Annotated in this window: 8 protein-coding genes; 7 read left to right on the top strand and 1 reads right to left on the bottom strand. The window is 70.4% G+C overall.

The window, feature by feature from the left end; translation table 11 throughout:
* Nucleotides 1-80 precede the first annotated feature (80 nt).
* Nucleotides 81-827: an alpha/beta fold hydrolase gene (locus ABZ906_RS37100; protein ID WP_361197444.1), complete on the bottom strand. Its 747-nt coding sequence runs from the start codon at nucleotides 825-827 to the stop codon at nucleotides 81-83.
* Nucleotides 828-1,422: 595 nt separating this feature from the next.
* On the opposite strand from ABZ906_RS37100, the gene ABZ906_RS37095 reads away from it, so the two are divergent.
* From ABZ906_RS37095 to ABZ906_RS37065, 7 genes are all read left to right on the top strand, one after another.
* A complete protein-coding gene (locus ABZ906_RS37095) occupies nucleotides 1,423-2,043 on the top strand; it encodes a GNAT family protein (protein WP_361390289.1) in 621 nt (206 codons plus the stop codon).
* Between the two features lie 128 nt (nucleotides 2,044-2,171).
* Nucleotides 2,172-2,387, top strand: a complete 216-nt coding sequence (locus ABZ906_RS37090; protein WP_361197438.1) for an MbtH family protein — start codon at nucleotides 2,172-2,174, stop codon at nucleotides 2,385-2,387.
* Between the two features lie 83 nt (nucleotides 2,388-2,470).
* Nucleotides 2,471-3,220, top strand: a complete 750-nt coding sequence (locus tag ABZ906_RS37085) for an LmbU family transcriptional regulator (RefSeq protein WP_361390287.1) — start codon at nucleotides 2,471-2,473, stop codon at nucleotides 3,218-3,220.
* A 28-nt stretch (nucleotides 3,221-3,248) separates the two neighbouring features.
* Nucleotides 3,249-4,835: an amino acid adenylation domain-containing protein gene (locus tag ABZ906_RS37080; RefSeq protein ID WP_361390285.1), complete on the top strand. Its 1,587-nt coding sequence runs from the start codon at nucleotides 3,249-3,251 to the stop codon at nucleotides 4,833-4,835.
* Between the two features lie 44 nt (nucleotides 4,836-4,879).
* Nucleotides 4,880-5,113: a phosphopantetheine-binding protein gene (locus ABZ906_RS37075; RefSeq protein WP_190085895.1), complete on the top strand. Its 234-nt coding sequence runs from the start codon at nucleotides 4,880-4,882 to the stop codon at nucleotides 5,111-5,113.
* A gap of 152 nt (nucleotides 5,114-5,265) precedes the next feature.
* Nucleotides 5,266-6,453, top strand: a complete 1,188-nt coding sequence (locus ABZ906_RS37070) for an NAD(P)/FAD-dependent oxidoreductase (protein ID WP_361197429.1) — start codon at nucleotides 5,266-5,268, stop codon at nucleotides 6,451-6,453.
* Nucleotides 6,454-6,495: 42 nt separating this feature from the next.
* On the top strand, nucleotides 6,496-14,286 hold the full coding sequence (locus tag ABZ906_RS37065) for an amino acid adenylation domain-containing protein (protein ID WP_361390283.1): 7,791 nt from the start codon (nucleotides 6,496-6,498) through the stop codon (nucleotides 14,284-14,286).
* The last annotated feature ends 10 nt before the right edge of the window (nucleotides 14,287-14,296 follow it).

Here is a 14,296-nt window from a genome sequence, read left to right as displayed (position 1 = left end):
TGTGATCCGGGCCCTGTCCTTCGTGGCATGCGCGGCCACGGTGTGTGCGGCCATGGCATGCGCGGCCACGGCGTGCGCGGCTAGGAGGAGCGCATCGCGCCCGCCGCGTCGAGCGCGGCGGCCGCGTCCCGTTCGATGTGCCGCAGCAGCGGGCCGGGATCGTCCTGGAAGTAGAAGTGACCGCCGTCGAAGACACGCAGGCCCGTGAAGTGCTCGGTGTGTGCCTCCCAGCCGGCCATCCGCGACGGCGGAGCCGATCGGTCCTCGCGGCCCGCGAAGGCCGACAGCGCCACCGGCAGGGGAGCGGCGTCAAAAGCGGGGCGCCAGTTCTCCACCAGGTGCAGATCGGCCCGGATGATCGACTCGAACAGGGCCCACAGGCCGGGGTCGTCGAAGACCCCGTCGGGTGTGCCGCCGAGCAGCTTCAGACGAGTCCGCAGTTCGGCGTCGGACAACTCGTGGTACCGGCTCGTGACGCCCGCCGGACGCGGTGCGGATCGCGCGGAGACACCGACCCACACCGGCAGGGGCAGGCCCCGGTCTACGGCACGCCGGGTGATCTCGTACGCCATGACGGCGCCCATGCTGTGCCCGAAGAGAGCGTAGGGGCCGCCCAGTTCGGGTTCGATGTCCCGCAGCAGGAAGTCGGCGAGCCGCCCGGCGTCCGTGACCGGCGGCTGGTCGATGAGGCGGCCGTGGCCCGGCGCGTCGAGGAGGCGCACGTCCCACGTGTCCGGAAGCCCGGCCGGCCAGTGGCGGTACGACACGTGTGAGCCCCCGGCGTGGTGCAGCACGAACAAGCGCAGGGCAGGTCGTGTGCTGTCCATCGCTCCCCCTCGGATCGGACCACGCGTCCCCGGACCATAGAACGGCGTCCCGCCCGCGGAGCACCGGCACGAGAAGGCCTCCGGCGCTGGTGTGGCGGCTCTTGAGCGTTCCTCAGGCGGCGGGGGCGCGGGCGCAGGTGAGGGCGCCGGACGCCCGTCCGCTCCAGCGGGAATCGACCGGAGCTCGATCAATCCTGGATAGCGTCGGCGCAGAGTTGGTACCGGCAACACGAGGAGCCAAGCCCGTACGCGCAGACCGCGGCCCGGCCCATAAGGCCAGGGCGCCGCACCACCGCTCGAACCGGAGCGGACAGCGGACGGGCCGATCGGCTGCCGTGCGTTCCCATCCGGAACGCGGGGCAGCCGATCTCCCTTTCGTGCGGCGGGAGTCCGCCCGCCAGATGCCGTACGTCGAGAGAAGTCGAGAGACGTCAGAAGACGTCGAGAGAAGTCGAGAGACGTCGAGAGATTCAGCGGTCCGGCGCGATGCCGGACCGCTCTGTAGCGAGCCTTGAGCCCCTTGCGACACCGTGTTCCCACCGGCAGATCTGCGCCCAGCCCTCAGCACAGCTAAGCCCGGCGAAGGGACGAACCGGTGAACGACCAGTCGCAACAGCGCGCCCATGCGCACCCCCACAGCCACATCGGCCTCATGGAGCGTGCCGGCATCCCGCCGGAGCCCCGCACACTGATCGCCGGTGAGTATCTGCTGCGTCCCCCGAGCACGGACGAGTACCGAGAGGTCCTCGCGCTCGGGGTCGACCCGGACGTCCGGCTGTGGAACCCCCGCTGCCAGGTCACCGACGAGGCCTCGGCCCTCAGGGACTGCCTCGCCGGAGCCGACTGGTCCGACGGCAGCCACACCACCTTCTCGATCATCCACCGGGTCACCGGGCGCTACGCGGGCAACATCGCCCTGCACGGCATCGACCGCGCCGACTCGCAGGCCTACGTGGGCTATCGCATCGCTCCGTGGACCCGGGGGCAGGGCGTGGCGACGACCGCCGTTCGCGCTCTCATCGGCTGGGGCTTCGGCGATCTGGGGCTCAGCCGCCTCGTCCTGACCCACGGCCTGGAGAACATCGCCTCCTGCCGAGTGGCCCAGAAGGCCGGGTTCGCCCTCGAAGGCACCAGGCACATGGCCAAGCGCTTCGGCGACGCCCGGCTCCACGACGAGCACGTGCACGCCCTCGGGGCCCGGTCGAGAGCGGTCTAGCCAAGCAGTACAGAACCGCTCGAAGTCCGCTCTGCGGCGCTTGTTGCGCCGACGGCCGGTTCCTTACGGTGACGCCATTCCTGAGTCAATCCATGACGTTCCCATGACGCGCTTAAGGACGGTGCCCGTTGAGCACGAACCCTTTCGATGACGAGGACGGCCGCTTCTACGTCGTGATCAACGACGAGGAGCAGCACTCCCTGTGGCCCGCGTTCTCCGAGGTTCCCGCCGGCTGGCGCACGGTCTTCGGCGAGGCGTCCAGGGCCGAGTGCCTGGAGTACGTCGAGCAGAACTGGACCGACCTGCGCCCCAAGAGCCTGCGCGAGGCCATGGCCGCGGACTGACCGCCGCCCGGACGCAGTCGAGTGATCGGTAGTACGCCCAGGAAGACACGCTGAGTGGGGAGTTGAAGGTTGTGACGGGCGCTGTGAGAACCGCGAGCAGGTACAAGACGAAGCCGGTGGGCACCAGCGATGACCTGGCGCAGCGCGACGTGGTCCTGTCCTTCCTGGGCGGGCAGGCAAAGGTCCAGAAGACGGGGATGACCTTCCCGCAGAACATGCCCGAGCAGGCATGGGAGCGCATCGGGACCAACCTGCGCGAGCTGGTGAACTCCTCCGCGTGGTGGCTCGGCGACTGGCTGCTCTACGGGGAGTCCGCCTACGGGTGGCGGCGGTACAAGGAGGCCATAGAGCGCACGGGGCTCGACTACCAGACCCTGCGCAACTACGCGTGGGTGGCCCGGCGGTTCGAGCAGCAGCGCAGGCGCGACAGCCTGAGCTTCGCCCACCACGCCGAAGTGACCCGTCTCTCGCCGCCGGAGCAGGACTACTGGCTGCGCAAGGCCGAACAGCAGAAGTGGTCGCGCAACGAACTGCGCAGGGCGGTCCGTGCCAGCCTCGCCGTGCAGAGCGAAACGGCGGACTCTGACCAGGCTGACCAGGCTGCCCGGGCCGACCAGGCCGCCCGGGACGCCGAGGTCGCCGAGCAGCAGGAAGTGCCGCGCCTTGACACTTCGGCAGCCGCCGAACGGCGCCAGCAGAAGGTCACCACGCTCACCATCGAGCTGTCCGCGGGACAACTCGACTACTACTCGAAGGCCGCCGCCGCGCACGGTCTGTCCGTCGACGCGTGGGTGACCCGGGTTCTCGAAACCGCCGATCGGCAGACCGCGTAGCCACCTCACATCGCATCGGAGTCAGTTGATGATCCTTCAGGGAAAGCGCGTCGCCCTGCCGCCGGCGCCCGTCGTCCACAAACAGTTCGAGGCGAACGTGGCGGCCGCTCCCGACGCCGTCGCGGTGGTCTGGGCGGGACAGCAGGTCACGTACGCGGAGCTGGACGTCAGGGCCAACCGGTTCGCGCGGTTTCTCGCCGCGCGCGGACACGGCCGGGGCGCCAAGGTCGGCGTCTGCCTCGACTACTCGATCGACCTGCTCGTCGCCATCCTCGGCACGCTCAAGGCAGGCGCGGCCTATGTGCCCTTCGACCCGGCCTATCCGGCCCAGCGCCTCCAGCTGCTGCTCGGCCAGGTGCCCGACCTCGCCCTGATCGTGGCATCGCCGGCGACCGCCGGGATGGTCGAGTCGGCGAGCGTCGACGTCATCGACCTGGAGCAGCTCTCCGGCGAGCTGGCGGCCCTCCCGGCGAGCGCCCCCGAGGTCGCCGTCACCGGGGACGACGTGTGCTACGCGGTCTTCACGTCCGGTTCGACCGGCACGCCGAAGCTGACCGCGGTACGGCACGAGGGCTGGTTCAACCTGATGAACTGGCTCACGCTCGAATACGGCCTGCACAGCGGCTCGAACAACCTGGTCGTCAGCGCCTTCGGCTTCGACCTCTCCCAGCGCGCCCTGATGACACCGCTGTTCTGCGGCGCCACCCAGCACCTGCTGGCGAGCCGCAACTTCGACGCGATGATGGCCTACCGCATGCTGAAGGAGCACGACATCCGCGTCGTGCACTGCGCGTCGAGCACGCTCTACCTCCTGATCGACTGGGAGACCGCACGCGGCGGTGACGCGCTCACCAAGCTCGACTACGTGCTGTTCGGCGGGGAAGCGCTCAAGGTGGAGCGGCTCACCAACTGGGCGCGCCGCGAGGGCAATACGTGCACCCTCCTGCACCAGTACGGCGTCGCCGAGTGCACGGACGTCGCGACCTCCTACGACCTGGCGGGGTACCGCCCCGGCGAGCACGAGGTCGCACCGGTCGGCAGGCCCGCGTACAACACCGACATCCACCTCCTCGACGAGGACCTGCGCGAGGTCGGCGCGGGGGAGTCCGGCGAGATCTGCATCTCCGGGGCCAGCGTCGGCGCCGGCTACCTGGGCGGCAGCGGACCCGAGAACGCCAAGTTCACGACGCTCGTCGTCGACGGCGAGCCGCGCCGCCTGTACCGCACCGGCGACCGCGGCCACGTCAGCGAGGCCGGTGAACTCATCGTCGCCGGACGGATGGACGCACAGGTGAAGGTGCGCGGCATGCGCATCGACCCCACCGACATCGAGCGCGCGCTCGGCAGGCTGTCCGGGGTCAGGGAGGCCGCCGTGGTGGTCACCTACACCGACGCCGGCGAGGCCGAACTGACCGCGTTCGTCGTCCCCTCGGGCAACGATCTGACCGAGGACGACCTGCGCACCCGCCTGCTGCGGACCCTGCCCCGGAACATGGTTCCGGCCAGGTTCATGAACATTCTGCGAATTCCGCTCAGCCCGCACGGGAAAGTGGACCGCGCAGCCCTCGTCGAAACATGCCGGAAGCAGGACGCCGAAATCGGCACGGCGGCATAGCCGACGGACTTGCCGGACCTTGTTTGAAAATCGAGAGGACTGTGATGATTGCCGACAGCGTGCGCGCCATTTGGTGCCGGGAATTGCAGCGTGACGACATATCGGTCGACGATGATTTCTTCACCCTTGGCGGCCAGTCCCTGATCATGGTCAAGATCCAGGGTGCGTTCATCGAGGAGCTGGACGTCGAGGTCCCCATGGACCAGATGTTCCTCAACCCGACCGTGGCATCGATCTCCGAGTACATCGAATCACTGGGTGCGGTAACCGCCCCGTAGCAGCAGGTGTTCCGGGCGTCTGCGGGTGTCCCGCCGGCGGGACACCCGCAGGTCCCATGTGTATTTATCCCGCGAGTTCGCACGGCTAGCATTTTCTTTATGCCCGGCTGCGGCCGTTGGAATCCAAAAAACCACTCGGTTGGAGAGGTGCCATGTACGACGTAATTGTCATAGGTGCCCGTTGTGCGGGTTCGCCGACGGCCATGCTTTTCGCGCAGCAGGGATATCGAGTCCTGCTTCTTGAGAAAGCGCGCTTCCCGCAGGACACGCTGTCGTCGCACTACCTGCACCTGCAGGGCGTGGCGCTGCTCAACCGGTGGGGGCTGCTCGACAAGATCCGCGACGCGGGCTGCACGCCGATCACCCACCAGAGCTACGAGGGGCCCGATGTCCGCATCGAGGGCTTCTCCCTGCCGATCGACGGCCTGCGCACCACCTACGCGCCCCGGCGCTACGTGCTCGACCCCATCCTCGCCGAGGGTGCCGTGGCGGCCGGCGTCGACTTCCGCCAGGGCTGCGCGGTCAACGACCTGGTCTTCGAGGACGACCGGGTCGTCGGCGTGCGGTACACCACGCCCGGCGGCGTCCAGACGACGGAGCGGGCACGCCTCGTCGTGGGCGCGGACGGCATGCGCTCCGTGGTCGCCCGCAAGGCAGGCGCGCAGAACGTCATCGAGCACCCGCGCCTGACCTGCACCTACTACAGCTACTGGTCCGGGGTCCCCGCGCACTTCGAGCTGTACGACCGGCCGGGACGCTGGATCGGCGTCCTGCCCACCAACGACGACCTCACGCTGCTCATGGCCTACTTCCCGCAGGCCGACTTCGGCCAGATCCGCAAGGACGTCGAACCGGCCTACCTCGACGCCTTCCGCACGACGGCCCCCGAGCTGTGGGAGCGGATGCAGGAGGGCAAGCGCGAGGAGCAGCTGTACGGCACCGGCCACCAGGAGAACTACTTCCGCAAGGCCTACGGCCCCGGCTGGGCGCTGGTCGGCGACGCCGTGACCCACAAGGACTCCATCACCGCCCGCGGCATCACCGAGGCCTTCGTCCAGGCCCAGTCGCTCACCGACCAGATCGGTCAGGGGCTGCACGACGACGCCGCGCTCAAGACGGCGCTGCGGCGCTACGAGAACGAGCTGAGCAACGAGGCCCTCAACCACTACCAGGGCGCGCTCAACGTGGCCGAACTCAAGCCCGAGGGGCGGGCCGAGATGCTGCGGAAGCTGGTCGGACACCAGGAACAGATCGACCGGTACTTCTCGACGCTGTCGGGGGCGTGCTCCATCGACGACTTCTACAACGACGAACTCTTGACCCTGCTCGACCAGAGCTGAGTGACCCGACCCGCTCCCTGGTTTGCCGATATTGGAGACACAATGATCCCGTTGTCGTTCGCGCAGCGCCGGCTGTGGTTCGTGGACCGGTTCGAAGGCCCTTCGCCGACCTACAACGGCGCGTTCGCCCTGCGGCTGACCGGTGAGCTGAACGTGGAAGCGCTTCAGGCGGCGTTCCGCGATGTCATCGACAGGCACGAGGTCCTGCGCACGGTGATCGTCGAGGGCGACGACGGCGTACCGCACCAGGAGGTCCTCGCGGCCGGCGACAAGCCGTTCGGCCTGCCGGTCGTCGAGGTCACGCGGCAGGAGCGGGCGGCGGCGGTCGACGAGGCGGCCAAGCAGACCTTCGACCTGGCCACCGACGTGCCGATCCGCGCCAGGCTCGTGCGGTGCGGACCGCGCGAGCACACGCTGGTCCTGGTGGTGCACCACATCGCCCTGGACGGGGAGTCCCTGGGCCCGCTCCTGCGCGATCTCTCCTCGGCGTTCTCCGCGCGCGGCCAGGGCAGCGCCCCGGTGTGGGAGCCGCTCCCCGTGCAGTACGCGGACTACACGCTGTGGCAGCAGGACGTGCTCGGCGACGAGTCCGACCCGGACAGCCTCGCGGCCCGGCAACTGTCCTACTGGCGCGAGACCCTGGCCGATCTGGCGCAGCCCCTCGCGCTGCCCACCGACCGTCCGCGTCGCGGCGCGAAGAGCTCCGACGGCGACCTGGTCCAGTTCACGATCGAACCCGACCTGCTCACGGCCGTGGAGAAACTGGCGGCCGAGCAGGACATCACCGTCTCCATGGTCATGCACTCGGCCCTTGCGGTGCTCCTGCACCACCTCGGCTGCGGTGACGACGTGCCGATCGGCGCGCCGATCGCGGGTCGCACGGACGAGGAACTGCGCGACCTCGTCGGGTTCTTCGTCAACACCTGGGTGCTGCGCGTCGACCTCTCCGGCAACCCGACCTTCGGGCAGCTGCTCGACCGGGTGCGGGACAGGTCGCTCGGCGCGTACGACAACCAGGACATGCCGTTCGAGCGGCTCGTGGAGCTCCTGAACCCGGACCGTTCCACCGCCTACAGCCCGTTCTTCCAGGTGATGCTCGCCTGGCAGGAGCCGCTGGGGGAACTGGAGTTCGCCGGACTCGACGTCGAGGTCGATCCGATCGAGACCGGAACGGCCAAGTTCGACCTGTTCTTCAACATGGTCCCGAACGGCGCGGGCGGCGCGGGAGTCCGCCTGGAGTACTCCACCGCCCTCTTCGACAGGGGCACGGTCGAGGACCTCGCGAATCGGTTCGTGCGCGTACTGAGCCGCCTCGTGGCCGACTCGGGACGCACCATCGGCGCCGTCGACGTACTGGACGACGACGAGCGGGACCTGCTGCTCACCCGGTTCAACGACAGCGCCACCGAGCTCTCCGAGCTGACGCTCCCGGAGCTGTTCGAGAGCCAGGTGGCCCGGACGCCCGACGCCCCGGCCATCGAGTGCGACGGCCGGACACTGACCTACCGCGAGCTCGACGAGCGCGCGGACGACGTCGCCCGTGAGCTCGTCCGGCGCGGAGCGTCCCCGGAAGACCTGGTGGTCCTCGCGCTGCCGCGCACGGAGGACCTGGTCGTCGGCCTGCTCGGCATCCTCAAGTCCGGTGCCGCCTACCTGCCGATGGACCCGCAGTACCTCGGCGCCCGTGCCGAAGGCGTCCTCGCCGAGGCACGCCCGCGCTTCGTGGTCACCGACACCGCGACCTGGCAGCAGCTGCCGCAGAACGACATGGCGAGCATCAACCTCGACCACCGCGCCGAATGGGGCGGACCGGGCCAAGCGCAGGGCGACACGCGCCGCACGGCGCAACTCGGCCCCGACAACCTCGCCTACGTCATGTACACCTCCGGCTCCACGGGCAAGCCCAAGGGCGCCGCGATCACCCACCGCAACGTCGTCAACGGCGTGCGGGAACTGGTCGGTGTTCTCGGCGTTCTCGACGCACCCCCCGGCTGGCGCATGCTGGCCGGCACCTCGGTCAACTTCGACGTCTCGGTCTTCGAGCTCCTCACCACCCTGACCACCGGCGGCATCGCCGAAGTGGTGCCCAACGCCCTCGCGCTCGCCGAGCGCGACAGCTGGGACGGCCAGGTCATCAGCGCGGTCCCCTCGGTGCTCGGCGAACTGGTCGCCCACCTCGACAAGACCAGCGACGTGCGTACGGTCGTCTTCGCGGGCGACGTGCTCCCGGCCCGCCTGGTGCGCCAGGTCCGCGAGGCCCTGCCCGGCGTGCAGATCGTCAACTCCTACGGACAGAGCGAGAGCTTCTACGCCACCACCTTCTCCCTCGCTCCCTCCACGGAGTGGACGGAGAACGAGGTCGCGCCCATCGGCACCCCGCTGGGCAACATGCGCGCCTACGTCCTTGGCCCCGGCCTCGCCCCGGTCCCGCAGGGCGTGATCGGCGAGCTCTACGTCGTCGGCACCTGCCTGGGCCGCGGCTACCACGACCGTCCCGTCCTGACCGCCGAGCGCTACGTGGCCAACCCCTTCGGCCCCGCGGGCGAGCGGATGTACCGCACCGGAGACCTGGCCCGCTGGAACGCCGACGGCCAACTGGAGTGCATCGGCCGCGGCGACGGCCAGGTCAAGGTCCGCGGCTTCCGCATCGAGACCGCCGAGGTCGAGACGGCGATCACCGGGCACCCCGGCATCAGCGAGGCCGTGGTCATCAGCCGCGAAGTGCCCTCCGGCGGGAAGCAGCTCGTCGCGTACGTCGTGCACACCGGCGAAGGCGCCGTCGGTGACGACGGCGCCGGCGGCATCGGCGACGTCGACGTGCAGTCCGGGGCCTCGGCCGCCGAACTGCGCAAGTTCGTCGCGGCCCGGCTGCCCGACTACATGGTGCCCTCCGCCTTCGTGGCCCTCGGCCGGCTGCCGCTGGGCCCGACCGGCAAGCTGAACCGGTCCGCGCTGCCCGAACCCGAGTTCCTCGGCGAGACCTACCGGGAGCCGCGCACCGAGGCCGAGAAGATCATCACCGCGGCCTACGCGGACGTGCTCGGCGCCGACCGGATCGGTGTCGACGACGACTTCTTCGCGGTGGGCGGCGACAGCCTGCGGTCGATCCAGGTCGTGGCACGGACCCGGGCCCGCGGCCTCGTCCTCTCCACCCGGGAGATCTTTGAGTGCCGTACGGCGGCCCGCCTCGCCGAGGTCGCCTCCGCACGCCGGGACCAGATTCCCGCGCTCGCGGAGGACGCGACCGGCGGCGTCGGACCGATGCCGCTGCAGCCCGTGGCCAAGCACATCTTCGAGCACGGTGGCGGGACCGACCGGTTCGCCATGTCGATGGTGTTCGAGCTGCCCGACGGCATCGACGCGAGCGGCCTCGCCGCGACCCTCGACGCCGTACTCGACCGGCACGACCTGCTGCGCGCCCGACTGGTGCGCGGCGACGAACTCTCCCTCGACGTACGCCCGCAGGGCGCCGTCCGGGCGGCGGACCTGATCCACCGGGTCGAGTGCGACGGCCGGTGGGACGAGCCCGCGTCGCTCCGAGCCGCGCAGGCGGAGCTGGACGACTCGGTCGGACGACTGGCCCCGGAAGCCGGGACCATGGCGGACTTCGTCTGGTTCGCCGCCGGATCGGGCGCGGGCCGCCTGCTCGTGGTCCTCCACCACCTGGTGGTCGACGGCGTCTCCTGGCGCATCCTCATGTCCGACTTCGCCGAGGCCTGGCAGCAGATCAGCACCGGCAAGGCGCCCGAGCTGCCCGCGGTCGGCACATCGGCCCGCCGCTGGGCGTCGGCGCTGGAGGACGAGGCGCTCTCGCCGGAGCGGGAAGCCGAACTCGACCACTGGCGCGACACGCTGGAGGCGCCCGACGCGGCGCTCGGCACGCGCGCGTTCGACCCGGCCGTCGACACGATGTCCACGCTCGACACCGTGCGGGTCCAGCTGCCCGCCGACGTCACCGAGGCGGTGCTGAACAAGCTCCCCGCCGCGTTCAAGAGCACCGGCACCGACGTGCTGCTCGCCGCGCTCGCCCTGGCGGTGGACCGGTGGCGCGGCGCCGAAGGATCGACCCTGGTCCGCCTGGAGGGACACGGCCGCGAGGAGGACGTCGTCCCCGGCGCCGATCTCTCCCGGACCCTGGGCTGGTTCACCGCCATGTACCCGGCGCGGGTCGACGTGCGGGGAGTGGACCTGGCCGACGTGCTGGCCGGCGGCCCCGCGGCGGGCCGGGCCATCAAGCTGGTCAAGGAGCAGCTGCGCGGAGTCCCGGACAAGGGCCTGGGATACGGGCTGCTGCGCTACCTGAACCCGGAGACCGAGACACAGCTCGCCGACTACCCGGCGCCGCAGATCGGCTTCAACTACCTCGGCCGGATCTCCGGCTCCGACGTGCCCGAGCACCTGCGTGCGAACGGCTGGGGCCCGGCCTCCTGGACCGCCGACCTGATCCCGGCGCCCGACGCGGACCTGCCCGCGCTGTCCGCCCTGGAGGTCAACTCGGTCGCCACCGACGCCGACGGCGGCGTCCGGCTCCAGACGGCCTTCATGTTCCCCACCGGAGTGCTGACCCGCGAGCGGGCCACCGAGCTGGCCGAACTGTGGGTCGAGGTGCTGCACGGCATGGCCGCGCACGCCGAACGCCCGGGGATCGGCGGGCTCACGCCCTCGGACGCCCCGCTGGTCTCGGTGAAGCAGTACGAGATCGACGCCTGGGAGGACAGCTACGGCCGCCTCGTCGAGGTGTGGCCGCAGGCGCCCGGACAGTCCGGCATCCAGTTCCAGGCCGCGCTCGCCGACGGGTCCTTCGACGTCTACCACATGCAGTTCGTGCTGCACCTGTCCGGACACGTGGACCCGGCGCGCATGCGGGCGGCCGGACAAGCGCTCCTGGAGCGGTACCCGAACCTGCGCTCCGCGTTCCTCGCGGGCGCCGACGGCGACCCGGTGCAGGTCGTCGCGGAACACGTGGCCCTGCCCTGGCGGCACATCGACCTGACCGGCCGCAGCGAGGCCGAGCAGGACACCGCGCTCGACCAGGCGCTCGCCGACGACCGGGCCGACCAACTCGACCCCACCCGGCCGCCGTTGATCCGCCTGGCACTGCTCACCTGCGGGCCGCAGCAGGCCAAGCTCATCATGACGGCGCACCACACCCTGTTCGACGGCTGGTCGTCGCCGCTGGTGATCAAGGACCTGATCCGGCTGTACGCCGAGGCCCCCCGCGACCTCAGCCCGGTCCGCAGCTACGGCGACTACCTGGCCTGGCTCGGCGCACAGGACCGGGAGGCGTCGGCCGCCCGCTGGAACGAGCAGCTCGCCGACTTCGACCAGCCGACCCTCGTGGCCGCCGACACCCCCCGCAAGGGCGAAGCGTCCGCGCTGGGACGGGTCGAGGTCCCGCTGTCCATCGACAAGGGGCGCGAACTCGCCCGGCGTGCCGCGGAACTCGGGGTCACGCTGAACACGCTCCTGCAAGGCGCGTGGGCGATCGTGCTCTCGAAGCTCACCGGACAGCAGGACGTGGTGTTCGGCGCGGCCGTCAACGGCCGCCCGGCGGACCTGCCCGGCTCCGACGAAATGGTCGGCCTGTTCGTCAACACCCTGCCGATCCGCGTGTTCTGCCGCCCCGACCACAGCGTCGGCGATGTCATCACCGGGCTCCAGGACCGCCAGATCGCCCTGCTCGACCACCACTACTACGGGCTCGCCGACATCCAGCGAGGCGTCGGACTGCCCGCACTCTTCGACACGATCGTCGTGTTCGAGAACTACCCGATCGACCGTGAGGGCATCGTCGAGGCGAACGCGTCGGCGGGCTTCACGATCGACGCCATCCGCCCCTTCGCGGGCTCGCACTACCCCCTCACCCTCAACTCCTCCGACCCCTACCTGCGGCTCTCCCTCGACTACCAGCGCGACCTCTACGAGCGCGACGCGGCCGAGGAGATCGCCGACCGGCTCGTGCGGGTGCTCGACCAGGTCCTCGACGACCCCAAGACGCCCGTCGGCGCCCTCGAGGTCCTCTCGGACGAGGAGCGGGACTGGCTGGTGCGCCGGGTCAACGACACGGCACACCCGGTCGCCGCGGACACCCTGCCGGGCGCCTTCGAGGCACAGGTGGAGCGCGACCCGGAGCGCGTGGCACTGATCGGCGAGCAGGAGAGGCTGACGTACGGCGAGTTCAACCGGCGCGCCAACCGGCTCGCGCACTGGCTGATCGAGCAGGGCGCGGGCCCCGAGACGCTGGTCGCGGTGAAGATCCCCCGCTCCGTGGACCTGCTGGTCGCCCTCTACGCGGTGGTGAAGGCCGGCGCTGCCTATCTGCCGGTGGACCCCGAACTGCCCGAGGACCGGGTGCGGCACGTCCTGGACAGCGCACGACCGCTCCTGGTGCTCGACGCGGACCTCCCGGACGTGTCCGGTTACGCACAGGAGAACCCGCGGCGCACGCTGACCCCCGACAACGCCGCGTACGTCATCTACACCTCCGGCTCCACCGGCGGACCCAAGGGCGTGCAGGTGGCCCACCGGTCGATCATGAACCGGCTGAAGTGGGGCCTCGCGCACTTCGACGTCGGCGTCGACGACCGGGTGCTCCTGAGCACGACCGCGAGCTTCGACGTGTCGGTGCCCGAGCTGTTCGCGCCGCTCCAGGTCGGTGCCGCCATCGTCATCGCGCGTCCGGACGGCCGCCGCGACCCGGCCTACCTCGCCGACCTGATCCAGCGCGAGGGGGTGACCGGCGCGGACTTCGTGCCCTCCCTGCTCGAGGTGTTCGTCACCGAACCCTCTGCCAAGGAGTGCCACAGCCTGCGCTGGATCGAAGTCGCGGGCGAGGCGTTCCCCGCCGCGCTCGCCAACAAGGTCGTCGACCTGCTGCCCGGCTGCGGGGTGCACAACCTCTACGGGCCCACCGAGGCATCCGTCGAGGTCACGGCATGGCAGCACATACCGGGTGCGGACCGGGTGCCGATCGGCGCACCGGTGTGGAACACGCAGGTGTACGTACTGGACTCGGCGCTGCGCCCGGTCGCCCCCGGCGTCGTCGGTGAGCTGTACCTGGCCGGCACCGGACTCGCCCGCGGCTACCTGGGCCAGAGCGCACTGACCGCAAACCGGTTCGTCGCCTGCCCCTTCGGTGAGCCGGGCACCCGGATGTACCGCACCGGCGACGTCGTGCGCTGGAACCAGGAAGGCCAGGTCGAGTACATCGGCCGCTCCGACTTCCAGGTCAAGGTACGCGGATTCCGCATCGAGCTCGGCGAGATCGAGCAGGTGCTCACCACGCACCCGGACGTCGACGGCGCGGTGGTCGTCGTACGCGAGGACCGCGCCGACGATCAGCGGCTCGTCGCCTACGTGGTGCCGGGCAACGGCACGGCGGGCCCGGCGGCACTCGACCTGACGGCCCTGACGGCCCTGGCCCGTGAGCACCTGCCGGAGTACATGGTCCCCTCGGCGATCGTGCCGCTGGCCGCGTTCCCCACGACACCGAGCGGAAAGCTCGACCGAGGAGCGCTGCCCGCACCGGACCAGACCGAGACGGCGACCGGACGAGGACCGCGCGACCACAACGAGGAAGTCCTCTGCAGGCTGTTCGCCGAGCTGCTCGGGGTCGCGGAAGTCGGCATCGACATCGACTTCTTCGACCACGGCGGACACTCGCTCCTCGCGACCCGGCTGATCGGCCGCATCCGTAACGAGCTCAACGTCGACGTGAAGGTCACCACCATCTTCCGCAGTCCGACCGTCGCCCAACTGGCGGAGCGGATCGAGGAACTGGCCACGTCGAACCGACCCCAGCTGCGCCCGATGCTGCGCCCGATGAACGTGTAGGAGTGCGTCG

Source organism: Streptomyces sp. NPDC046925 (genome assembly GCF_040644915.1).
Taxonomy (GTDB): domain Bacteria; phylum Actinomycetota; class Actinomycetes; order Streptomycetales; family Streptomycetaceae; genus Streptomyces.
The sequence above is the reverse complement of the archived record's forward strand: the minus strand, read 5'-3'. Positions and strand labels throughout refer to the sequence as shown.